This window comes from Shewanella psychromarinicola (assembly GCF_003855155.1).
Classification (GTDB): Bacteria; Pseudomonadota; Gammaproteobacteria; order Enterobacterales; family Shewanellaceae; genus Shewanella; species Shewanella psychromarinicola.
Genome location: NZ_CP034073.1, coordinates 2013067 through 2035073, shown reverse-complemented (window position 1 = coordinate 2035073; position 22007 = coordinate 2013067). Strand labels below are relative to the sequence as shown.

Sequence of the window (22007 nt, the reverse complement as noted above, 5' to 3'; positions counted from 1 at the left end):
ATACTTACCCTGTTCTCCATAATAAAAAGCTGCCATGAACGCCTCTACCTCACCCACGCCAACCTTAGTTTACGATATCGGCAATCACCGTTATCTCAATATTACGGCAAGATGCACCTTAAGATGCCAGTTTTGCCCTAAGCATAATGGATCGAAACAAGTGCACGACTTCGACTTATCACTCAGTCAACGTATTACCGCAGAGGATGTTTTACCCTTGTTAGGTAATGTGCATGACGTGGAAGAATATGTCTTTTGCGGCTTTGGTGAACCAACGTTAAACCTTGAATGTTTGCTGCAGCTTGCCCATGCCATAAAAGCACAAGGTGGGCGTGTAAGGCTTAATACCGATGGATTGGGCAACCACTTTCATCGTCGTAATATTTTGCCAGAGCTCAGCCAATGCATAGACAGCCTGTCAATTTCACTTAATGCCGACACCCCAGAAAGCTACCAGCAACACTGTCACCCCAAGCTGGCAAATTCCTATAAGGCACTGCTTGAATTTATTCAACTCGCACCTCAATACATACCGCAAGTACAAGTCAGTGCCATTAACGGACTGGCTAATGTAAACATCGAACGTTGCCGCGGTATCGCAGAGCAAAACGGTGCAATATTTAAACAACGCGAACTGGATAAAATTGGTTAAATAAATGGGCTATTGATACCTAGACGTTTTCGCCAACGTCGGCTTCATGCTAGTATTGCCAGTAAGAGAATGCTAAAAAAGTGGCACCATGTCTAAACACAAAGCAGTGGGTTCTTCAAACTCGTTATTAATTTCTTCACAAGCGAGTCATTGGTCGCAACAGCACATTCTTTCGCTGCTAAGCCAATTGATTATTTTATTAATTGTGGTGTTTATCGTCACTAATATGGTGGTCAATCTAGGCGAGCGTCGCCTGCAAGAAGATTGGGCAGATCAACGCTACAGTGAGTTGCAAACGGTAGCGTCTTTAGCCTCTGATAAAGTCTCATTTTTGCAGTTTAGAACCCAAACCATCGCAAAAGGTGAATTACTGCGACAATATCTGCAAAACCCATCAGACAAACTGCAATTAAAGACCATCGAAAACTGGAATTCATTGACTGAAAATATTCCTGAACTACTTGGGCTGGCATTATTTACTCCTCAAGGAGAACTCCAATTTGCCACCACGGGTAGTTTCAATAACATGCAACTACCCGCCGCGTTATTGGGCTCGGGTAGAAATATGGGCGGCAATGATATTTACACGTCACCAATGGCGTTTACTCCTATTGATGGCATATTAGAACCTTATTTTTATCAGTTATCGTGGATAGAAAACCCAGACCAAAGTATTAAAGGTTATTTGGTCACTTACAATTCTATCGTTAAACTACTGGAAACAATAAAGCCTGCTTTTTTTAATCAAAATTCACCATTACTCCTGCTTGATACTCAAGGTTTCCTCTATGCGGGTGCCTCTCAACCTGCGCCATTAGACAGTATGCCCAACACACTTGGGGCAAGTTTAAAACAAACTTACCCAGAATTGTGGCGTGTAATAGCAATGAATAACTTTGGTCAGTTTCACAGCCAAGACTCCACTTTTGTGTATTTAAAAGTCGAGTTAACCAACCAATACGAAAACAAAAGAGAATACTTTTTATTGTCTTATATTCGCCATGAAGACATTGCCACTCGCTATGCTCAATGGCGAATACTCATCATAGTTGCAGGATGCTTGATAGCACTGTTAGCCAGTTTACTGATTATATTAAGACATCGATTTGTACTTGAGAGACGCGCGAGGCAAAATAGCCTTCAATTGAGTAACAGTTTGTTTAGCAGTGAATTAAGCTGCTTAATCGTCAATGATAGTGGCCGTATCCAGAGCGTTAATGCCAAAGCCGCTGCCGCACTATCCTTACCAATTGATGATCTCAAAGATCGCAGTTTACAACGAGTACTGCATCTTGATGATGATCGTTTCAACCACATTAAAGATGCATTAACTCATCATAAGCAATGGAATGGTGAGATCAATTTAGAAACGCTTAATAGTAGTATGTTACAAACTCATATTCGCAGAGAAAAATGCCCTAACAGTAATGAGTATTATTGGTTAGTCACATTTGAAGATATTACCGCATTATTTGATAGTCAGAGCCAAGCCTATCTCTATCAATTAATGAGCAACTGTGCTGTCGCTACGGCGCTAACCGATGCCAGTGGCATGATAATAAAATGTAATAAGCAATTTGATCAGCTGATGTCTTTACACGGAGACACTGATATTTCTATCACAGAATTACTCGGCGATGAACTGCATAATCAATGGCAGAACATAACCGCGCAAATTAGCTTACAGGGGGAGTGGACCGCGCAAATTATGCCATTTAACCATGGCCGTTATGAGCATTGCTTAAAAACGACATTAACAGGTCAACTTACATTCGAAGGTGATATTGAATACCTTATTTGTACTTTTGAACAGACCACGCCAGTGGTGTCGGCCCAAAACAGCAGTAACGTCATTGGCCATCGAAGCGCCATAGTATTACGTTTAAATGAGCTTGAAAATTACTTTATCAACCTTAGTGAGCTCACTAAAGAACATTCAAGCTTACTCGTAATGGACATTAATCCAGAAGGCATTTTCAGCAATATGGGCAATATGAGCCAACTTGAAAAGCGTCAAAAAGACATTGAGCTACAGTTACTGATTGAGTTACCGCTTAATTATCAAATTGCGCAATGGCAGCTCGGAAAGCTAGTCATATTGTTGACCGAAACGAATGCAAACTCAGCCCATCAATATGCGATTAATATGATGCAGTGTCTGGAAGAAAAGAATTTGGGTGAAGGAATTAACATTGGTATCGCGAGTTATTTACAGCGACAAAGTTTGGACCAATACCTTGCTAACGCTGAAATAGCCTTAAAACGTGCTAAACAATCTGTTGACCAAAATATTTGCCAAGCATTTACTCGCCCTACCAAAGCCACATCATCCTCGAAAATTGACTGATTCAATCACCTGACACAGCGTTGCTTAACGTCAGGTGGTGATCAATATTGACCGTTGAACAGAAGATGAATAACGTCAAGTTATTAATAAATAGAAATAAAGCTATAAAAGAAAACTATTTTTAATTACTTCATCTGTAGTCTTATGTGTGCGGATTAGAATGACTAACAACCTCTGGAAGGAGTTCGTCAGACTCAAGCCTAAAAGGTTGTACATTATCAGGCAGCTTACTTTCATGAATATCAATAATACTTGAACGGTTCATGGTCACTTTAAAGCGGGCATATTCAGGTTCCTGTTTGCCATCACGCAACACAGCAACCAAATTGACTTGATAGCGACGCTCAACAGACTCATTGCTAATATTACCTTCGGTTTCTTTATATATCTTCGCTTTACCACGTTCTAAATGACGAGCAAAAGGCACTAGACTAAAATTCACTTGTTCTTGAATTTGTGAATAATCCGCCTCAAAGGGCTTATTTGTCACCTTGGTTGCAATACGATAATGCAGAACTTCTGAATCCACTTTATTCTGACTGTGGCGTTGCTTCATGATATCAGAAACCGCTTTTGGGATATCTTGACTGCGCATAAATTCGAGCCAAACTAATTGTTTAGCGACCACAGTTTGGGTGGTAGTATCACGTAAAATACGGCTCCACCTTGGACGGCCTCGTTGGATAAACCGCCACATAGCATTACGAAAATCCTCTTTAAAGATTTCCCTAAAACCATAAATAACCGCTAACGTCAGCAGCAAGGTCAAGGTTAATCCATTAAAGAAACCTTGGGCTTTTATTATCAATGCCGATACCACCAGCATCACAAGCCCCGTGGCAACTCCAGTTACGAATTTTTTGAGACCGACGCCTAATGGCTTTAATTCTTCTTTTAAAACAACACCTTGTTGAATTAAGCGTCTTAAAAGAAGCATTTTATTAGAGATCCGGTTAGCATCAAGCTGAGTCTGCAACGAGTTGTATTTGCACTCTTGCTCTCTATAGTGATTCTCACTACAGCATAAATTTAATACTTTTTCTTTAACATCACTATAGTCAGCACTTCTAGGGCTTCGAGCCAATGTCTTTAATAGCTGCTGCTCACAAAACCAGGACAGGTAATTATCGGCATGCTCAAAATAAGATTTCCACTTAGGATCGTTCGGTTCATTACGCCGAAACTTTTTAAATAGTTGCGTAACCACATCACACAGCTCATCTAATGCCGGATAAAACTCACTTGTGTCAGTATTTTGTTGTAACTCTTTGGCATCAGTTTCAATGGCGACAGCAAATTGATAAGCGAATAAGTTAAGGTATAAACGAAACTCTTCTAACGTTCGTTTATTTAAACTGACAAAACGTGACTGGACTAACGGTAAATGCAGTCCTTTAGAATAATAAGAACGACGTCCAAGAATACTACTGTGATAATAATCCTCTTCATCTAAGGTATGCGAACCAATGCCCATTTCTGTTGGCAAATAAAAATACAGATCAAATACCCGTTGATCACCAGGGCCCATTTGATGACTAAATTTAATTGATAACGCTTCTTCTTGTTTTACTTTAACTTTTGCCACTATATCTTTCACACACCTTTTTTCATTGACACTTACCTACTATACCGCAAAGGGAATATTAAGCTAAAAGTTAATTTATTCAATGAAAATTAGTCAGCAGTATTGGGGGATATTAACTGACAAGCCCAAACGTTATTACTTGGGAGAAATTTTAGCGTTCCCCGTGTGAATGTGTCATCTAAGTCGATCACCTGAACCTCCTGAGATATGCTAAAACCATCCATAAAGTGAGATGCAGTAATACCAAATTCATTCTGTAAATATGGGCGTAATAGACTGTTATCTTGCCAACGGGTCGGCGGTAGGGATAATGCTAAATGATAAGTAAATGAGCCCATATGAACCTCTTCGACCTTGCCTGATAATTGAACCGTTTCGGGATCATGAGTTGATGACTCTACCCTATAAGTCAGTTCGGCTTGATTGTGCTCAATGTATAAGGTTAACCGTAAGTTACTTTTATTAACGGTTAATGGTAATTCTCCTTGATGACTAAAATAACCGTCAGCATGGCAATCGAAATGCCAAACATTATGGGTACTAGCAATGCGATTAAGCACACTGGTCACAATAAATGTAATCAGCAAAAAACTTAATACAAAAAAAAGCTTGCCGCGTTTTGACTGTAATAATCGGCGTATTTTCATGTGCATTAATAGGGACATAAATCTAGCCACAAATGTGCACCTTTTGTAGCCATTCTTGAGTGATAAATGGCGTGCTCATGTTATCGATACTCACTTTAATGCTATTAACTAATGGTATCGCTTCACTGGAATCGGTCAAAATGAAACTCATGTAACCTTGATTAGCCGATAACGTCATCGTAATTGAATCCCAGCGGGCATGGTGACACAAGCGTAATTGTGTTGATAAGCAGTCTGCATGCAATAGCGCATTTTGCTGATTATCCTCCCCAAAAACAAACAGTTGAACAATATGTCCATCAGAGGTCAACACTTGCCGCAATACATCGGCTTGAGCAAGCTGAGGAGGGTTAAGGTTAGCGTAAACAAACAACAATATACTTAATAGAATGGCAATAATAAACAGATACTGACCTAACGATAATAGCCGATTAGGCATTTCCAAGATCTTGCTGCGCTTAGTGGTCACGGTGGTATATAAAATCACCCCCTGTTCAGGGATATATTCAATGAGATTAATATGACGATGACACAGATGATTAATAATTTTATTGATAATACCTAGCAGTTCGGCATGAGATAATTGATGCGCACAGTCACCAGATGCCACCACAGTTGCAAGCAAAGATAAAGGCACTACTTGCCCGCGATGCTGAACCAATTGGTTTAACACCCAATATTCATTATCGTTTAAATGCCATTGAGTCGCCGTTGACTGATCTGTCAACAAACGTTGTGCATTGTCGAACCAACAACATCCTATTTGCATCGCACTGTCTTAGTGTATCGACTGATTAAAAAAGTATACTCCCAAAGAGAGAGATGAAAGGATGCTAACTCGACTATCCTCTGGATAAGATTGCTAATTCGTGAGCAAGCCCGCGAATATGGCGTTTTTCTGCGCAAGGTATAATTGCATGATAGTAAATATAGAAATCGCTAACTTACGACATTGCTGATTAATAATGGGACACGCTGAATTAATCACTTACGGATAAAGATTGGGGGGATCCATTCGTTAAGGCGATAATAAGCCGACATTGTAGTCATTCAAAAAAACAGCTATAAAAAAGCTGGCAAGGCCAGCGTTTCGATACATAAATTCAAGTTAACATGACAAATAGTGTTAACTTAAAATGCGTAAAGTAATGTCATGTTGGTTTCAGTGTCAGTACTTTCTTTGTCATCAAGCGGTTCACTGTTATAGCGAACAATAACAGCAAATTTCATCGCCAGTGAGCCAACGATATTGGCTGTTAATGAGGTTTCAGAACGAGCATCTAATTTACTCCCCCAATCGGCAACAAACCTCTGCTGGAACTTAGATGAATCACTAATCTTAGTTTGGAAATCAATCACGGCGTGAGCAACAACGCTATCTTCGCTATCATAACCTTCAGCAAGTGCGGATTCTTCATCCAGTTGTTGATAAATATAACCCGGACCCGCCTCAGCTTTTAAAGACATTCTGTCAGTATCAATAAAGTGTTGACCATAACCGGCAGAAGTCGTTGAGGTGAAATCGTAACCAGTGAATGGATCAACTTCATAGTTAGTGTTAGCAAACAAATAGCTCACATCGTTAATTTGGTAGTTGCCTTGCGCACCTAGGAAATAACGTTTTGCAGTCACTTCTTCAGAGTCTTCTTTGTACAAGCCTTCTAACACATACTGGTTCTCCCAGTTGTCTAATTCTTGTTTCAACGCTAGGCGCGCTTTAAACGAAGAAGTATCTGTATTACCGGTGGTTAACGTTGCACCTAATTCTGCTTCACCAGCAAAAGTGGCATCGCCTTCAACAAACTCACTTCCAGCATGTGCTGCAAATGGCATGGTTAGTGTAATAGCTGCAGTAAGTAGCAGTCTCTTCATGTCATTTCATCCTTTATTTACGATTTACAAAATCTAATGTGGGGGGTTATACGTTTAACCCCTAGAATATTAACACTTTGATAATAAAATTGAAAAAATAGTCATCCCATCAATCATTAAGTCACTAGGCTGTTGCTTTGCCAACATGCGGTGCATTAACAGCCACAGCATGGCTAAACCTATTCATCGAGCGCTAAAACGGCCCAAACACCCAGCAAGCTAAACGCTAAGTGGACCGCATCAGATCCCGCTATACATCACATGGAACAGGCCCATGCAAAAAGCCAACATGGCATCACCGCAGGCTCTTAACGCATTAATCACTACTAAGTTAAATGTCCTAACGGTTTCCATAACTAACGGCAGCACAAATAATTATCCTATAAGGAAAATAAGGTCGTTTTTATCACTAGTTCCCCATGAGATTAGGCCACCATATCATCACGAATAGCATCATAATACTGGTTAGGATTAAGCCTAATGTTGGCACTAGATACCTTTGAGACTTAGCAGCTCATAGCTGTTTAGCACCGACCATAGGGTCAATAATAATCTTGTTACCTATACCAATCAACAATCCGAACAATAAGATAAACATTCAAATTTGGCAATAGAATCACTGTGCCGCGAAAGCTTTGTCACCCAGGGCGTCTCACATTAGGTCGCGGCCATTAATGGCCACATCCATGAGATCTTTCGCCCATAACAGGTAAATCAATAAATGTTGACGTTATAGCATCAATTTTTTAACCGATAACCATGTTCGATAAGGTTTACAAAATAGCGTTTTGGGTTATTTTTTCACAAAAAATCAGCTCATTGATAAATGAGCTGATTAGTGGTTTTAGTGTAAGACTGGCTTACATTATTTTAGGATCAAGCTCACCAGATTGATAAGCTTTATACATTGCTTGCAGTGATTTAGGCTTAATTTTAGAGCCCATACCCGCACAACCAAATGCTTCATAACGGATGGTACAAATGTCAGCCATCGCTTCCATTGATGCTTTCAAGAATTTACGCGGATCAAATTCTGCAGGATGTTCAGCCAAGAATTTACGCACGGCACCCGTTGATGCTAAACGTAAATCAGTATCAATGTTCACTTTACGCACACCGTGCTTAATACCTTCAACGATTTCTTCTAACGGTACACCGTAAGTTTCTGGAATTTCACCACCGTACTGGTTGATGATTTTCAGCCACTCTTGCGGTACTGAAGATGAACCGTGCATAACCAAATGCGTGTTAGGGATCCGCGCATGGATTTCTTTAATACGGTCGATACGTAATACATCACCGGTAGGTTTACGGCTGAACTTGTACGCACCATGACTGGTACCAATGGCAATCGCTAACGCATCTACATGAGTATCAGCAACGAACCGAGCAGCTTCTTCAGGCGACGTTAGCATTTGGTCCATGCTCAGTGTTCCCACAGCACCAACACCATCTTCTTCGCCAGCTTGGCCAGTTTCTAAACTGCCTAAACAACCAATTTCACCTTCAACAGACACACCACAAGCATGAGCAAATGCCACTGTACGACGAGTGACATCTACGTTGTAGTCGTATGATGCAGGTGTTTTACCATCGGCCATTAACGAGCCATCCATCATGACTGATGACATACCTAACTGAATTGAACGCTGACAAATGTCAGGATCAGTACCATGATCTTGATGAATACAAACTGGGATATCAGGATACTGCTCAAGAGCGGCTGCCATTAAGTATTTTAAAAATTGTGGGCGAGCATATTTACGTGCACCGGCAGAGGCCTGAACAATCACAGGGCTGTCAGTGGCTTCAGCGGCTTGCATAATTGCACGCATTTGCTCAAGGTTGTTAACGTTAAAAGCAGGGACGCCATAACCATGCTCTGCAGCGTGGTCAAGCAGTTGTCGTAGAGAGATAAGAGCCATTTTGTTCTCCAATAATAGGGTGATTACTCACCTAGGTCGCTATCGTTTGGACGGATTTTTTACTCTGTCGCGGCTAAAAAATAACAGTGACAGAGCGGTTTTTTTTATAATAATTATTAGGTTTACGCTACAAATACTTGATGTGTGAACTAAGCGCCACGCTTTTCAAGCATTGCTACTGCGGGTAATTCTTTGCCTTCTAAAAACTCAAGGAAAGCCCCCCCACCGGTTGAAATATAAGACACTTTGTCTGCAATATTGTACTTATCGACTGCCGCCAGGGTGTCACCACCGCCAGCAATAGAAAATGCTTTGGAATTTGCGATCGCTTCGGCGATACGCTTAGTGCCTTCGCCGAATTGATCAAATTCAAACACGCCCACTGGACCATTCCAGACGATCGTGCCCGCTTGTTCAATAATTTTAGCTAAGGCTTCTGCGCTGTCAGGACCAATATCAAAAATCATATCGCTGTCAGTCACCTCGCTAACCGATTTAAGCGTCGCGGCAGCCGTTGGACTAAACTCACTCGCGACTACCACGTCAGTAGGAACCGGAATATCACCACCACGACTTCGGGCATTGGCCACTAGACGCTTGGCCTCTTCTACTAAATCAGCTTCATACAGTGACTTACCTACTTTATAGCCTGCTGCAGCAATAAAGGTATTAGCAATACCGCCGCCCACAACAAGTTGGTCAACTTTAGTTGAAAGGCTTTCAAGTACGGTTAATTTAGTCGACACTTTAGAACCACCAACAATCGCCACCATTGGACGAGCTGGATTATCAAGCGCTTTGCCTAGTGCATCTAATTCTTGGGCTAATAACGGGCCAGCACAGGCAATGGGGGCATACACACCGACGCCATGAGTAGATGCTTGGGCACGATGAGCCGTTCCAAATGCGTCCATAACATACACATCACATAATGCGGCCATTTTTTTAGATAATGCTTCATCGTTTTTACCTTCGCCAATATTAAAGCGAACGTTTTCAAATACGACGACTTCGCCAACATTAACCTCAACACCATCAAGATAATCACTCACTAAAAGCACTGAGCAATCTAACGCTTTCGTTAAATAATCCACTACAGGTTGCATTGAGAATTCGGCGTTGAACACACCTTCTGTTGGGCGGCCTAAATGTGACATCACCATGACTGCGGCGCCTTTTTGCAGCGCAAGTTTAATCGTTGGCAATGACGCCCGTAAACGCGCATCACTGGTCACAACGCCATCGCTGACAGGCACGTTTAAATCTTCACGAATAAGCACCCGCTTATTTTGTAGATCTAAATCTGTCATGTTAATAATTGCCATAATTAGCAGTTCCTTTTTAAGTTAATACAAAGTCTTTGTGCGCAACCGGCTTAACCCATTACGGCATAATCTGTTTATGTTACCGATCTAATTTTGCTTGGATCATCGCTAAACTGGTATCAAGCATGCGGTTGGCATAACCCCATTCGTTATCGCACCATAATAATAATTTGACCAAGTGGCCAGCGCTAACACGGGTTTGGGTACCATCGACAATACTTGAACGTGGATCATGGTTAAAGTCACACGATACCAGAGGCTCGTCAGTATAGCCTAAAATACCATTAAAACTTCCGTTTGAGGCAAGTTCTAACACACTGTTGATCTGTTCAATATTGACTTTTTTCTCAAGGGTGACGGATAAATCGATCGCGGTCACATTAATGGTGGGCACACGCACAGAAATAGCTTCAAACTTATCTTTCATGTGCGGCAAAATACGTTCGATGCCTCGAGCTAATTTAGTATCAACAGGAATAATGGACTGGCCTGCGGCGCGCGTTCGACGTAAATCATCATGATAAGCGTCAATGACCTGCTGATCATTCATCGCCGAGTGAATAGTCGTAATAGCCCCACTTTTAATTTCAAAATGCTTATCCAATACATCGATAACCGGGACAATACAATTGGTAGTGCAAGACGCATTAGAAATAACCGTATGGTCTGCACGCAATAAATCATGATTAACACCATACACAATGGTTGCATCAACATCTGCAGAAGAAGGATGGCTAATCAGCACTTGCTTAGCGCCAGCATGAATGTGTGCTTCGCAAGCTTGACGATCAATTAAGCTGCCGGTGGCTTCATAAACGATATCAATATCAAGCTCAGCCCAAGGCAATAAGTTAGCATCAGCTTGATTGAGTAACAAAATACTGTCATCACCAATAAGCAACTGATCACCCTTTAGCTTAACGTTATGCTTGAAACGACCATGAGTAGTGTCGTATTGGGTTAAATGACAAATAGCTTCTGGCTTTGCCAGCTCATTAATCGCCACAATTTGAATTTGTTGACGTTTACCAGATTCGTACAGTGCACGAAGTATTGAGCGGCCAATCCGGCCATAACCATTAATTGCAACTCGAATCATTTAGGGTCCAGTATCATTCACCGAGGTACCTATGGTGTCATCAACTATTGTAGAAACACTGACACATAAGTGACTTAGTAAATGTTATTTAGTGTGAATTAAAGACATAAAAATAACGGCCTGCAATAGTATTGCAGGCCGTTATTATACAGATTAACCACCTAATAGATAAGTGTTTAATCTCAGATGATTATCCTAAAGATTGGACAGTTTTTACTACATTATCAACAGTGAAGCCGAAATGCTTAAGTAAATCACCACCAGGGGCTGACTCACCGAAGGTCGTCATACCCACTACGCCACCATCAAAACCAATATACTTGTACCAGAAATCTGTATGTGCAGCTTCAATGGCAACACGTTTAGTGACACCTTTTGGCAAGACAGATTCTTTGTAGGCAGCATCTTGCTTATCAAACTCAGTCGTAGAAGGCATAGAAACCACACGCACTTTTTGACCTAACTTGGTTAACTCGACGGCAGAATCCATCGCCAATTGCACTTCACTGCCGGTGGCAATCAAAATCACCTCTGCAGTGCCTTGACAATCAGACAGTACATAACCACCTTTAGTCACGTTAGCTAATTGCTCAGTGCTACGCGCTTGTGCTTTAAGACCCTGACGGCTAAAGACTAGCGCTGTTGGTGCATTGCGACGTTCAATCGCCACTTTCCATGAAACAGCCGTTTCAGCTGCATCACATGGACGCCATACGGCCATATTTGGCGTTAAGCGCAAGTTAGCTAATTGCTCAACAGGCTGATGGGTTGGACCATCTTCACCTTGACCAATTGAGTCATGGGTATACACGAAAATATTTTGAATACCCATTAATGCAGACATACGTACTGCGTTACGCGCATATTCCATAAACATCATGAAGGTTGCACCATAGTTAATAAAACCACCATGCAATGATGCGCCGTTCATAATACCGCTCATGCCAAATTCACGTACACCGTAATAGATGTAGTTACCGGCAGGATCGTCTTGAATACCTTTTGAACCAGACCAAAGCGTTAAATTAGAACCGGCTAAGTCTGCGCTACCACCGAGTAATTCTGGCAACATGGCACCGAAGAAACCTATGGCATTTTGCGATGCTTTACGGCTGGCAATACCTTCAGCTTTATCTTGGCTTTGTTGGATAAAAGCTTGTGCTTTAGATTCGAAATCTGCAGGTAAATCACCTTTTAATACCCGGCGATCATATTCTGCAGCGAGTTCTGGAAATGCAGCTTGATAAGCGCCAAATTTTTCATTCCATAATGATTCATTGGCCACACCTTTTTGCTTAGCATCCCAACCAGCATAAACATCAGATGGGATTTCAAAAGGAGCATGTGGCCAGTTTAAGAACTCACGAGCCGCGGCGATTTCAGCATCACCTAATGGTGCACCATGGCAATCATGGCTACCCGATTTGTTAGGCGAACCGAAACCAATAATGGTTTTACAGCAAATCATCGATGGCTTGTCAGTGACTGATTTGGCTTGTTCAATTGCAGCACGGATAGCGTCTGGATCATGACCATCTACACCCGCAATAACATGCCAGCCATAGGCTTCAAAACGCTTAGGCGTATCGTCGGTAAACCAACCTTCAACATGACCATCGATAGAAATACCGTTGTCATCCCAAAATGCCACTAACTTACCAAGACCCAATGTGCCCGCTAATGAACTGGCTTCGTGAGAAATACCTTCCATTAAACAACCATCGCCTAAGAAACAGTAGGTAAAGTGATCAACAATCTCGTGGCCTGGGCGATTAAACTGAGCCGCTAAGGTTTTTTCAGCAATTGCCATACCAACAGCATTACTGAGCCCCGCGCCTAAAGGACCGGTTGTGGTTTCAATGCCAGGGGTGTAACCATATTCTGGATGACCAGGGGTTTTTGAATGTAATTGACGGAATTGTTTTAGCTCTTCAATTGGCAATTCATAACCCGATAAATGCAGTAAAGAGTATATAAGCATAGAGCCATGACCGTTTGATAGTACAAAACGATCGCGATCGACCCAGTTAGGATTAGTTGGATTGTGCTTTAGAAAATCATTCCATAGCACTTCGGCAATATCAGCCATACCCATAGGGGCACCTGGATGACCAGAATTGGCTTTTTGAACCGCATCCATACTTAGGGCGCGAATGGCGTTAGCGAGTACTTTACGAGATGACATGCTCTCTCCTGCTTGTTTGTGAGTAGCTGACAATTGTGAAGTCATATTTTCCCCTACTAGGCGATGTGACGCAAATTAAAATTTCTCACATTGCATATTTATACCCAAACGACCTCGAAAGACAGGATTGTGCATGTCCAGAATTGACCCAGTTCAAGGGTCTAGGAATAGAGCGCCTGCGGCTGCTAGGAGCGGACTCTGTCCTACTAGGGACAGCTTCAGAAACGATAACAAGAGATAACAAGCGAACGCTGCGCTCACGGATAGAGCGGTCTAGCACCTAGGCTCGTGGCTTATCATCTCTTGATATCGCTCGTCACCGCTTGTCATCTCAGGAATAGGGACCGCTTCGCTGCTAAGATTTTATAGCATCAAGCAGCGAAGCGACCTAGTACCTAGCCATATGCTCAAATACCAATGAAGGGCATTGATGAGCTAAGTCATTATTTATTGACAGTCAAGCTTGAAAACAGCGCCATATCAGTCAAACATAACCTTATATCGCCATTTAAAGCCTAATAATCAACCCTGATATTGTTCAATTTTTGGCACTAAAGTGATTATAAAAAACCATAAAAACATCTAAAATTATTTATAATCAATCAGTTAATTAGCAACGAAGCTAAAAATAGTTATTTTGAATATAAAATATTCATGCATCACTGCACAATTATAAAGTTAAATTCGTATAGGGGGGGTGTTATCAGATTCGATTTCGACTAAAATAGACGTCTAGACGTATATTCAAATGCAACCAACGAGATTTTCCTATTATGGCAAAGCACTTGTTTACCTCTGAGTCTGTCTCAGAAGGTCATCCAGATAAAATCGCCGATCAGATTTCTGATGCGGTATTAGACGCAATACTTGAGCAAGATCCAAAAGCTCGTGTTGCGTGCGAAACATATGTTAAAACCGGTATGGTATTAGTGGGCGGCGAAGTCACCACTTCTGCTTGGGTAGATATTGAAGAAATTACCCGTAAAACCGTGCGCGAAATCGGTTACACCAATTCGGATATGGGTTTTGATGCAGATTCATGTGCTGTACTGAACGCCATTGGCAAACAGTCACCAGACATTAATCAAGGTGTTGATCGCTCAGATCCGGCTGAACAAGGCGCGGGTGACCAGGGCTTAATGTTTGGCTATGCCAGCAATGAAACCGATGTATTGATGCCTGCACCTATCACTTACGCGCACAAATTAGTTAAGCGTCAGTCTGAAGTGCGTAAAGATGGCACCCTACCTTGGTTACGCCCAGATGCGAAAAGCCAAGTAACGTTTGCCTATGACGATGGCAAAATCATCGGTATCGATGCGATTGTATTGTCAACGCAACATCGTGAAGACGTGAAACAAGCTGATTTGATTGAAGCGGTAATGGAAACCATCATCAAGCCTGTATTACCGGCACAATGGTTAAATAAAGACACTAAATACTTTATTAATCCTACCGGTCGCTTTGTAATTGGTGGACCTGTTGGTGATTGTGGTTTAACCGGACGTAAGATTATCGTAGATACTTACGGCGGAATGGCCCGTCATGGCGGCGGAGCATTCTCTGGTAAAGACCCATCTAAAGTAGATCGAAGTGCCGCTTACGCTGCACGTTATGTGGCTAAAAACATTGTTGCGGCTGGCCTTGCTGATCGCTGTGAACTTCAAGTGTCTTACGCCATTGGTGTGGCAGAGCCAACATCTATCAGTATTGAAACATTCGGTACCGGTAAAGTGTCTGAAGAAGTGTTAATCAAATTGATTCGTCAACACTTTGAGTTACGTCCATATGGCTTAACGGCAATGCTAGATTTGGCACGTCCAATCTACCAACAAACCGCTGCTTATGGTCATTTCGGTCGCGATATATTCCCTTGGGAAGCGACAGATAAAGCTGAAATCCTTCGGGCTGATGCTGGGCTATAATGAAGAAACGCATATCGTCTTAGCCTAGCGACTTTAGGCTAAGCAAAACGATATCAAAAATAAAACCGCCATTGGCGGTTTTATTTTATCTGATTTATTAGACTATTATTTGATCTCACAAATGGCTCACGTTATGTATCACCCCACTTGGCTAGACACAAAGATAACGGCAAACCACCAGCCATCTGTTGCGACTAAATCCATTGCGGTTAACCCAAGAGCAACTAATCCGACTGCAACTAATCCGACTGCGATTGAACTCACGGCTATCAAGCACTGTGCCAGTAAACTTTCTGCTATAAAAGCGTGGTCTGCACTCAAATTATTTTATCGTCAGCATATGCCTTATGCTCGATTAGCCCAAAAAGAAGCGGTTGCAGTGATTCATCACCTACACTCTTCTGGCACAGATAGCACAGACTTAAATCAGCAAACAATCGTTGCCGCAATAAGAATTAAACCGATAGGCCAATATCAATTGATAAGTGGATTATTAGTCCATCCTCACTATCGTGGCCAACAACTTTCAAGTCAGTTATTGCAATTTATCGCGCCCAAATTAACGAGTAGACATTGCTTCTTATTTGCCCACCCCTGGTTAATTGGCTTATATCAACGGCAGCACTTTATGGTGATAGACCCGAGTGCGTTTGCTAGGTTACCGGCAGAGATAATGCAGTTATATCATCGATATCACAGTGAGCAACGGCCATTAGTGATAATGCAACTCCATGACGCTGAAGTGACAGCGCCATAAATACGGGGTGATAGGCTCATTAACAATGATCAAAATGAGCCGTTTCAACACACATAAACGATACTTGCGGCATGGTCATTACTGGCACCACTTTGACACAAATTGACGCCTTATTAATCCGCTCGACTTGGGTAAACAATGTAATCGCTGCATGGTAATCATTGGTTACCCCACAAAATAACCACGTTTGTTGCCAGCACACAAAATATCCCGACTGCTGCAACTGTGGATCATCTTCATCTTGTAAATCAGCTGCAACACACTCAAACGTCTCACTCGCGTCAGTCAATACCGCAGCAATCAGCTTCATATTGTCAAACGCCGATAACCTTAAGCCAAGGTAAGGTAAAAAAAGGGTTTCAAAGTCAGTACTCATAATATTCCTAATAAATAACCTCAGCTCGGGATAGCAAACGATAATCAAACAACTCTTTGTCCTGCTATCGGTGTTGCATTGACTGACAATAGGGCCACAACTAACACGTCAATGTCCCTTGTTAGCAAAGCCAATGGCCAGTTTGATATTGCAGACTTGAAATAAATCGGTTTTTATCGATATATCCCATCCCTTATACCGCCTTGACGTTAAATAACCACCTTAACGACACAATTGATCAGATACCATTTACCGTGGCAGTGGCAGTGGCAGTGGCCAGTAAACAATAATCACGTTGTTCAAAACTAAATTGATCAATCTCTGTCATCGCCGCTTTTTGTTGATGTGCGGCTAATGAACGCGCATTGTCTGCGGCGACATACGTAATCATAAATGGAAAGGTATTGCTTACTTGTTTTTTTAATTCAGTGACTAACGCCGAAAATACTCCTTTGCCACGTTTTGATTCTTGGATCCAAACCGGCCCATATTGGCATGAATTAGTGGTCGATAAAGTTTGTCCCTCTAAATCGGTAAACTTAATTTTTTGAATAATATGGCGATACAATGGTTGCGCGGAAAGAAAGGACCATTTGGCTGCCATCACATAACCAATGATTTGCTCTTGCTCTTCTGCCACGATAAACCAATGCTGATTGATAAGCTGTATCACCTCGCCTTTGCTGAGTGAATGAGCATGAAGTTGGTTATTTGAACCTAGCAACTCATCATCTACATGAGCACGTTCTAACTGCACAATAGCAGCAACATCGGTTAATAACGCCTTACGGATAATAAATGACAATGATTATTCCTTTGACCCTAAATTGGGAGATTGTTTCTTAGACCATTCTATCACTAGCGCAACAGGCAGCGGAGACATAATTAATGTCCCCACACCAATAAGTAAGGCAATGACTAATATACCACTGACTTGCTGGCCTATATCACTTTGCCAATATAATCCTACGCCCACCAGCAACATGATTAAACCAACGATATGCAACACTTTGAGTAATTTGATCATTTTAGACTCTTTAATACGTTAAATAATGTTCATTAATCCGAAAAATTACAATTATTTACGCTCTTACTCACCTTCAAGTAGTAGAATAACGGCAATTTTTTCGTATTTGGAACTCTCTTCGCATGATAAAGCATATTCTTGGCGCCACCGTTATATTTTTAGGCCTTAGTGCTTGTCAAAACCACACTCAAATTGTCTCAAATGAACAATTAATTGGTACTTGGCATGTAGAAGTCGTCCTTGACACTCCTACCATTAATAATAGCCCAGCAAAATTAGTTTTTGCCCAAAATGGTGAGTTAAGCGGCAATAACAGCTGTAATCAATTTTTTGGTCATTACAATCAACAAGGAAATCGACTCCAAATGGCACCGTCGGGTTCAACTATGAAAGCTTGTGTAGATAGTTTAATGGCCCAAGAAGCGGATTTGATGCACGCTATTGCACAGGTACAACAGATTGATTTCTCAAAAGGCAAACTCAATCTGCTGTCTGAAAAGGGTGATACGCTATTGGTACTAACAAAACAATCATCGCCACGATCGTTATACAAAGAATCGTTATATAACGAGTCGTCCGATAAAGCCTCTTTAAATACTGCACCCTATTAATTTATAGTTTATAACCTCAATACTGTGAATTATTCACTTAAGTCGGTAGACTTATTACTCACCCAAGTGTCAGCTTAAAGTTCCACTGTAAAATGAATTTTTATTCAATAAATCTGATTCTTTCTTGACTTAACAAGCCAATATATTCAAAATATGCTAGTTTTTTGAATAACAACTATAAGATGAATTATCACTATGCCAGCGACAAGAAATCAGGATGAGCTCGTTCGAACTTTTAAGGCGATTCTGAAAGAAGAACGTTTTGGAAGCCAAAGCGAGATTGTTATTGCGCTTCAAGCCGAAGGATTCGGTAATATTAATCAATCTAAGGTCTCTCGCATGCTCAGCAAGTTTGGTGCTGTGCGAACTCGAAATGCTAAGCAAGAGATGGTGTATTGCCTCCCTGCCGAGCTAGGCGTTCCGACTGCGGGTAGTCCAGTTAAGAATTTAGTACTGGATGTTGACCATAACCAAGCCATGATTGTGGTAAGAACCAGCCCAGGTGCAGCGCAATTAATTGCACGTTTGCTCGATTCAATAGGCAAACCAGAAGGCATATTAGGTACCATTGCCGGCGATGATACTATTTTTATTTGCCCAGCAAGCATAAAAACTATTGATGATACTCTCGAAACGGTTAGATCCTTATTCAACTATAGTGAATAAAAAAACCGTTCCAATAAAAAAGCAATGCCATGGCATTGCTTTTTTATTGCCTAGGATCGGCGTTTACACATCATCAAATTGAGTTAAAAAATCCAGTGATGGTACAAAAAATGACGACCCAGTCAACGCTTTAGTAAACGACATTAGATGATCATGATTTCCATGACCATCACCGTGCACCATACTGCGGAGCATTTTTTCGAAGTTATCAGGTGTACGGCATACAGAAAGAAACATTAGCCCTTGTTCTCTAATCGAACCATATGGCATGCTTTGGCGTAAAATCTCTAATGCTTTACCCTGTGGGTCCTTTAAATTGACTCGTTTCGTATGGCTGGTTAATGGCTTATCTTCTGACTCGTACTCAATATCATCAACTTTGGTTCGACCAAAAATATCTTCTTGTTTTTTAAGTGGTAAACGATGCCATTTACTTAAGTTATGCATGTATTTTTGCACATGTAGATAACTACCAGATACAAAGTCTTGATCTTCATCACCGACGAGCGCAACTTGTTGACGATGGCGCCCTTTAGGGTTTTCAGTACCATCAACAAAGCCGGTTAAATCACGACTGTCCATAAATCGAAAACCGCGCTCTTCATCGACTAACTCAACCAAATCCTCAAACATTTGATTAATTTCATTAGCAACAAGATGCAAAATATCATAACGATCGCAACGGATATGAACAAACAGATCATATTCCATCGCGGGAGCATCACGATTACCGTCATTCATTGCAGGAAAAGGTTTCAACAATGCTGGACGAGCTTCTGGATAAAAAGTATCCCAAAAATTGGCCCCAATACCCACAAAGCCATTAAAAGCACTGTCTGCATACTGATCCGTGAGTTCGTAAATGTATTGCGCCACATTAGCAATGGACGGACGTAGTTGATCTTCAACACCGTCATTGGCATTAAACATCAAGTACACACTGTGTAAATTCCCTTCTGCGCAAATCCCTAACTGTTCACGAGGCATAACTTGGTTACCCATATTAACTCATCTACCTTAATACTTTATGTCGGCCTAAATGGTTATAACTTAACGCTTTGATGTAATTAAGTAGTCATTAGATAACCAATAGCTTCTTTTATCAATTCCGCTAATTAATAGCTTATCTTAATTCAATATACATTACCCGAAGTGTACTCACATTTAGCTGATTTGTAATCGATATTGTACTCATATTGGGTCAGGTAAGAGGTTGATCATTCATTACAATTATTATCATACTGTCTGTGAATATGGCGAGCAGGGCCACCACTGCATTCTCATTTACGATACTATTACCAATATTTTTCGACCGTTATTTGCCCAGGAGCACGTCGAAGATTTTTGGCTAATCCTTTATCTACTAGGGCTATTTGAGCGTCACTTATCATCCCTGGGTTACCACAGATCATCACTTGAGAATGTTCTGCATTAATCCCTAACCCCGCTTTTTGTTCAATTAATCCGCTGCTAATGCCATCAGGAATGCGACACGATAACCCTTCAGGATAGTCTTCACGGGTCACAATCGGAATAAACACAAACTGCTGTGGATGTTGTTCAATAAACTGGTTAATGGTTGCTAAATAAGCTAAATCTTCAGCGAACCTGACACCATAAACTAATACGACTTTTTCAAAGCGTTGCCAAGGTTCTGCCGTTGCCAGCATAGAGATAAAAGGACCCACAGCGGTACCGGTAGCAAAGAACCACAAATGTTTGCCTTGCAATACGCCGTTAGGCACTTCATCTAAGGTCATAAATCCAGTCGCTTTGGGCGTCACTTCAATGGTGTCTCCTGGGTTTAATGCTTTTAGATCTGGAGATAATTGCCCATCCTCTACCGACACCGCCAGCACTTCGACATAATCCGTACCTGGAGAATTTACCAGTGAATACGCCCGCGCGACACGCTTTTCATCACGCATTTGGCTGAGCTTAATAAACTGACCTGCGATAAAAGGTTCGACATCGGCTTTGATGCGCAATGAGAATAATTTATCATTCCAATCAATGCGCTCAATTACCTTACCCGTTGTCCACATAGTCACTATCCTTATCGCTGAAAGCCTATCTTAATCATAAGAGACTAAGTAGCTTGAGTCACGCTTTGTGATCCATCTTTAGTCGACTTATCCTGTCTAAATTGCGCTAACCCTTGCTGTATCAGCTCATATGTTTTATCAACACCAGCAGCAATATCGCCCTCTAGTACTTTTAAACCAGACAAAATATCACTTGCCTCTTTAAAGCCGTGATCGATTGCATCTCCAATTTTGAGCATAAAGCTGTCAACTTGTTCATCGAGCACCATAGATTGGTTTTGTTGTTGATGCACAGAGAAAAACGCTGTTGCAAAGCTAACAATACGATCAGCAGTTGCTTCTGGCGAGTAATCCACCCCACTCGCAAGGCTCTTTTGGACTGAGTTTTCTCCTCGCATTGGTGCAAGCTCTTCGTTAATGGCTTCAATCGCGGCGCGATAAAGTAATGCCATGGACTTGTCACCGGCAGCAATGCTCACTTCCTCTTGTGCTGCCAGAATGTTGTTATTCATTATTTGACGACTGAGTTGGCTCGCTGATATTTTGGTGGATAAGTTGACCGCTGAGCTAGCGTTATTGGAAGCGGCTTGAGTTGACGAAGTGGCGGCACGGGTTGAAGTGCTTTTACTTTCTAGTGCAGGGGTCGCATTAGTTGAAGCCGCATTGTTAACATCCATAATAATTTCTCATTTAGCATAATAGATAGCCTAAATATCGACCAAAAAATGAATCTCTGAAGTCATAATAGATAAATATAACGATTCATCTCATTCACCCCCTTACGATATTAATGGCGAACTAAAGGCCTATATTGCATAACGATAATGTAAAGGATAGCCCAAATAACAGCGTTAATGTGTACATTAGCAATAACCGCTAAATTGAAAAAGTAAGCTTCAACGCATCACAATCGCATCAATTAATGCCTTACTACTGCAAAAGAAAACCGTTTGATAACGAGGT

20 protein-coding genes are annotated in these 22007 nt (G+C 41.4%); 6 read left to right on the top strand and 14 right to left on the bottom strand.

Going from position 1 to position 22007, the window contains the following annotated elements; translation table 11 throughout:
- Positions 1 to 34: 34 nt before the first annotated feature.
- On the top strand, positions 35 to 652 hold the full coding sequence (locus EGC80_RS08840; RefSeq protein ID WP_124012397.1) for a TatD family nuclease-associated radical SAM protein: 618 nt from the start codon (positions 35 to 37) through the stop codon (positions 650 to 652).
- Positions 653 to 740: 88 nt separating this feature from the next.
- The gene (locus EGC80_RS08835; protein ID WP_124012398.1) at positions 741 to 2999 is read left to right on the top strand and encodes a PAS domain-containing protein; all 2259 of its coding nucleotides are present in this window, start codon (positions 741 to 743) and stop codon (positions 2997 to 2999) included.
- 142 nt (positions 3000 to 3141) lie between these two features.
- On the opposite strand, the gene EGC80_RS08830 is transcribed toward EGC80_RS08835, so the two are convergent.
- The 8 genes from EGC80_RS08830 to tkt form a co-directional block, all read right to left on the bottom strand.
- Positions 3142 to 4584 carry a hypothetical protein gene (locus EGC80_RS08830; protein WP_124693514.1) on the bottom strand — a complete coding sequence of 481 codons (1443 nt, stop codon included), beginning with the start codon at positions 4582 to 4584 and terminating at the stop codon, positions 3142 to 3144.
- Positions 4585 to 4673: 89 nt separating this feature from the next.
- Positions 4674 to 5261, bottom strand: a complete 588-nt coding sequence (locus EGC80_RS08825) for a hypothetical protein (RefSeq protein WP_124012399.1) — start codon at positions 5259 to 5261, stop codon at positions 4674 to 4676.
- Positions 5254 to 6000: a hypothetical protein gene (locus EGC80_RS08820; RefSeq protein ID WP_124012400.1), complete on the bottom strand. Its 747-nt coding sequence runs from the start codon at positions 5998 to 6000 to the stop codon at positions 5254 to 5256. Before EGC80_RS08820 ends, EGC80_RS08825 begins: the two co-directional genes overlap by 8 nt.
- 362 nt (positions 6001 to 6362) lie before the next feature.
- Positions 6363 to 7103 carry a DUF481 domain-containing protein gene (locus tag EGC80_RS08815; protein WP_124012401.1) on the bottom strand — a complete coding sequence of 247 codons (741 nt, stop codon included), beginning with the start codon at positions 7101 to 7103 and terminating at the stop codon, positions 6363 to 6365.
- Between the two features lie 860 nt (positions 7104 to 7963).
- Positions 7964 to 9028 carry a class II fructose-bisphosphate aldolase gene (fba, locus tag EGC80_RS08810; RefSeq protein ID WP_101034256.1) on the bottom strand — a complete coding sequence of 355 codons (1065 nt, stop codon included), beginning with the start codon at positions 9026 to 9028 and terminating at the stop codon, positions 7964 to 7966.
- A gap of 149 nt (positions 9029 to 9177) precedes the next feature.
- A complete protein-coding gene (locus tag EGC80_RS08805; protein ID WP_124012402.1) occupies positions 9178 to 10353 on the bottom strand; it encodes a phosphoglycerate kinase in 1176 nt (391 codons plus the stop codon).
- A 79-nt stretch (positions 10354 to 10432) separates the two neighbouring features.
- Positions 10433 to 11452, bottom strand: a complete 1020-nt coding sequence (gene epd / locus EGC80_RS08800; protein WP_124012403.1) for an erythrose-4-phosphate dehydrogenase — start codon at positions 11450 to 11452, stop codon at positions 10433 to 10435.
- A gap of 190 nt (positions 11453 to 11642) precedes the next feature.
- Positions 11643 to 13637 carry a transketolase gene (gene tkt / locus EGC80_RS08795; protein ID WP_124012404.1) on the bottom strand — a complete coding sequence of 665 codons (1995 nt, stop codon included), beginning with the start codon at positions 13635 to 13637 and terminating at the stop codon, positions 11643 to 11645.
- A gap of 773 nt (positions 13638 to 14410) precedes the next feature.
- Here tkt and metK point away from each other — a divergent pair.
- Together metK and EGC80_RS08785 are read left to right on the top strand one after the other, a co-directional pair.
- Entirely contained in the window at positions 14411 to 15562 is a 1152-nt protein-coding gene (gene metK / locus EGC80_RS08790) for a methionine adenosyltransferase (RefSeq protein WP_124012405.1), read from the top strand.
- Positions 15563 to 15695: 133 nt separating this feature from the next.
- Complete coding sequence (locus EGC80_RS08785; protein ID WP_164839442.1) at positions 15696 to 16319, top strand: GNAT family N-acetyltransferase; 624 nt, start codon at positions 15696 to 15698, stop codon at positions 16317 to 16319.
- Positions 16320 to 16338: 19 nt separating this feature from the next.
- Here EGC80_RS08785 and EGC80_RS08780 read toward each other — a convergent pair whose 3' ends face one another.
- The 3 genes from EGC80_RS08780 to EGC80_RS08770 form a co-directional block, all read right to left on the bottom strand.
- On the bottom strand, positions 16339 to 16695 hold the full coding sequence (locus tag EGC80_RS08780; protein ID WP_124012407.1) for a hypothetical protein: 357 nt from the start codon (positions 16693 to 16695) through the stop codon (positions 16339 to 16341).
- Between the two features lie 238 nt (positions 16696 to 16933).
- Positions 16934 to 17500, bottom strand: coding sequence for a GNAT family N-acetyltransferase (locus EGC80_RS08775; protein WP_124012408.1), 567 nt, complete (start codon positions 17498 to 17500; stop codon positions 16934 to 16936).
- A 3-nt stretch (positions 17501 to 17503) separates the two neighbouring features.
- Positions 17504 to 17722, bottom strand: a complete 219-nt coding sequence (locus EGC80_RS08770; RefSeq protein WP_124012409.1) for a hypothetical protein — start codon at positions 17720 to 17722, stop codon at positions 17504 to 17506.
- Positions 17723 to 17844: 122 nt separating this feature from the next.
- Here EGC80_RS08770 and EGC80_RS08765 point away from each other — a divergent pair, with 122 nt between their 5' ends.
- Both EGC80_RS08765 and argR read left to right on the top strand, forming a co-directional pair.
- Entirely contained in the window at positions 17845 to 18333 is a 489-nt protein-coding gene (locus EGC80_RS08765) for an META domain-containing protein (RefSeq protein WP_124012410.1), read from the top strand.
- A 195-nt stretch (positions 18334 to 18528) separates the two neighbouring features.
- A complete protein-coding gene (argR, locus tag EGC80_RS08760; RefSeq protein ID WP_101034246.1) occupies positions 18529 to 18999 on the top strand; it encodes a transcriptional regulator ArgR in 471 nt (156 codons plus the stop codon).
- A 63-nt stretch (positions 19000 to 19062) separates the two neighbouring features.
- Here the strand turns inward: argR and EGC80_RS08755 are convergent, their stop codons facing one another.
- The 3 genes from EGC80_RS08755 to EGC80_RS08745 form a co-directional block, all read right to left on the bottom strand.
- Positions 19063 to 20001, bottom strand: a complete 939-nt coding sequence (locus EGC80_RS08755) for a Dyp-type peroxidase (protein WP_124012411.1) — start codon at positions 19999 to 20001, stop codon at positions 19063 to 19065.
- 293 nt (positions 20002 to 20294) lie between these two features.
- Positions 20295 to 21044, bottom strand: a complete 750-nt coding sequence (locus tag EGC80_RS08750) for a ferredoxin--NADP reductase (protein ID WP_101034241.1) — start codon at positions 21042 to 21044, stop codon at positions 20295 to 20297.
- 44 nt (positions 21045 to 21088) lie between these two features.
- Positions 21089 to 21721, bottom strand: coding sequence for a DUF5610 domain-containing protein (locus tag EGC80_RS08745; protein WP_101034240.1), 633 nt, complete (start codon positions 21719 to 21721; stop codon positions 21089 to 21091).
- Between the last annotated feature and the right edge of the window lie 286 nt (positions 21722 to 22007).

Bases quoted from the DNA above. Each gene is read 5' to 3' on its own strand.
- EGC80_RS08840 (WP_124012397.1), top strand. From the start codon at position 35: ATGAACGCCTCTACCTCACCCACGCCAACCTTAGTTTACGATATCGGC.
- EGC80_RS08835 (WP_124012398.1), top strand. From the start codon at position 741: ATGTCTAAACACAAAGCAGTGGGTTCTTCAAACTCGTTATTAATTTCT.
- EGC80_RS08820 (WP_124012400.1), bottom strand. From the start codon at position 6,000: ATGCAAATAGGATGTTGTTGGTTCGACAATGCACAACGTTTGTTGACA.
- EGC80_RS08815 (WP_124012401.1), bottom strand. From the start codon at position 7,103: ATGAAGAGACTGCTACTTACTGCAGCTATTACACTAACCATGCCATTT.
- fba (WP_101034256.1), bottom strand. From the start codon at position 9,028: ATGGCTCTTATCTCTCTACGACAACTGCTTGACCACGCTGCAGAGCAT.
- EGC80_RS08805 (WP_124012402.1), bottom strand. From the start codon at position 10,353: ATGGCAATTATTAACATGACAGATTTAGATCTACAAAATAAGCGGGTG.
- epd (WP_124012403.1), bottom strand. From the start codon at position 11,452: ATGATTCGAGTTGCAATTAATGGTTATGGCCGGATTGGCCGCTCAATA.
- tkt (WP_124012404.1), bottom strand. From the start codon at position 13,637: ATGTCATCTCGTAAAGTACTCGCTAACGCCATTCGCGCCCTAAGTATG.
- metK (WP_124012405.1), top strand. From the start codon at position 14,411: ATGGCAAAGCACTTGTTTACCTCTGAGTCTGTCTCAGAAGGTCATCCA.
- EGC80_RS08785 (WP_164839442.1), top strand. From the start codon at position 15,696: ATGTATCACCCCACTTGGCTAGACACAAAGATAACGGCAAACCACCAG.
- EGC80_RS08780 (WP_124012407.1), bottom strand. From the start codon at position 16,695: ATGAGTACTGACTTTGAAACCCTTTTTTTACCTTACCTTGGCTTAAGG.
- EGC80_RS08770 (WP_124012409.1), bottom strand. From the start codon at position 17,722: ATGATCAAATTACTCAAAGTGTTGCATATCGTTGGTTTAATCATGTTG.
- EGC80_RS08765 (WP_124012410.1), top strand. From the start codon at position 17,845: ATGATAAAGCATATTCTTGGCGCCACCGTTATATTTTTAGGCCTTAGT.
- argR (WP_101034246.1), top strand. From the start codon at position 18,529: ATGCCAGCGACAAGAAATCAGGATGAGCTCGTTCGAACTTTTAAGGCG.
- EGC80_RS08755 (WP_124012411.1), bottom strand. From the start codon at position 20,001: ATGGGTAACCAAGTTATGCCTCGTGAACAGTTAGGGATTTGCGCAGAA.
- EGC80_RS08750 (WP_101034241.1), bottom strand. From the start codon at position 21,044: ATGTGGACAACGGGTAAGGTAATTGAGCGCATTGATTGGAATGATAAA.
- EGC80_RS08745 (WP_101034240.1), bottom strand. From the start codon at position 21,721: ATGGATGTTAACAATGCGGCTTCAACTAATGCGACCCCTGCACTAGAA.